This window comes from Kineococcus vitellinus, from assembly GCF_009906315.1.
Taxonomy (GTDB): domain Bacteria; phylum Actinomycetota; class Actinomycetes; order Actinomycetales; family Kineococcaceae; genus Kineococcus; species Kineococcus vitellinus.
This window is the reverse complement of the sequence record NZ_JAAALL010000557.1, coordinates 1-1,254: the sequence shown is the minus strand read 5'-3', so window position 1 is coordinate 1,254 and position 1,254 is coordinate 1. Positions and strand designations below refer to the sequence as shown.

Genomic DNA, 1,254 nt, shown 5'->3' with positions numbered 1-1,254 from the left:
GGGTGGGCGGGCTGCAGGCCCAGATCGCCCCCTTCCTGGACTTCGACGGCCCCGCCGCGGCGACGATGGTCGACAACCTGGACTGGACGCAGTCGATGTCGACCATCGAGTTCCTGCGCGACGTCGGCAAGCACTTCAGCGTCAACCGCATGCTCGACCGCGAGGCGGTCAGCAAGCGCCTGGCCAGCACGGGCATCAGCTTCACCGAGTTCAGCTACGTGCTGCTGCAGTCCAACGACTACCTGCAGCTGCACCGCCGGCACGGCTGCTCGCTGCAGCTGGGCGGCTCCGACCAGTGGGGGAACATCACGGCCGGCTGCGAGCTGGTGCGCCGGGTGGACCAGCACACCGTCCACGCGCTGGCCACACCGCTGCTCACCAAGGCCGACGGGACCAAGTTCGGCAAGACGGAGTCGGGGGCGGTGTGGCTGGACCCGGACCTGACCTCTCCGTACGCCTTCTACCAGTTCTGGCTCAACGCCGAGGACGCCAAGGTCGTCGACTACCTCAAGGCCTTCAGCTTCCGCAGCCGCGAGGAGATCGAGGATCTGGCCCGCCAGGTGCTCGAGGCGCCGCGGGCGCGCGCGGCGCAGCGGGCGCTGGCCCACGAGGTGACCGCCTTCGTGCACGGGGAGGCGGCCGCGGTCGCCGTCGAGGACGCCTCCGCGGCCCTGTTCGGCGGCGCGGACCTGTCCGGCATCGACGAGCGCACGCTGCGCGGGGCGCTGGAGGAGCTGCCGACGGCCGCCCCGGAGGGCCTCGACGTCCGGCTCGCCCAGCTCTTCGCCGACACGGGGCTGGCGCCGAGCCTCAGCGGGGCTCGCCGGACGATCGGCGAGGGCGGCGCGTACGTGAACAACACCAAGGTCACCGACCCCGAGGCGACCCTGGCCGACGTCGAGCTGCTGCACGGGCGCTACGCCGTCCTGCGCCGCGGCAAGAAGTCGCTCGCGGCCGTCGCAGTTCCGTTGCCGCAGTAAGCGATCGGTGCCCGGGGCCCGCCGGATTTGCACGCGGCCCCGGGCGCCGTCTACTGTTCTTCATGTCGCCGGGACGGGGCAGCGCGGCGGGCCGACAGGCTCGCGGGGCTGGCTGGGAGCGGTGGCGCTGGAAGCCTTGAGCGGGGTTGGGTTGCTTGTCGGCCTGGTCTCGGGTTAAGGTGGGGAAGTTGTCTCTCTTCGGTTCGGCCCTGGTGGGGTCGGCTGGGTGGGCGTCCGGTTCTTGAGAACTCAACAGTGTGCCAAGTGTTGATGC

General features: G+C 71.1%; 1 protein-coding gene. It reads left to right on the top strand.

Going from position 1 to position 1,254, the window contains the following annotated elements:
* Window positions 1-980, top strand: a 980-nt coding sequence (tyrS, locus tag GTQ99_RS23380) for a tyrosine--tRNA ligase (RefSeq protein WP_166618037.1), incomplete at its 5' end; no start/stop codon positions are given.
* Between the last annotated feature and the right edge of the window lie 274 nt (window positions 981-1,254).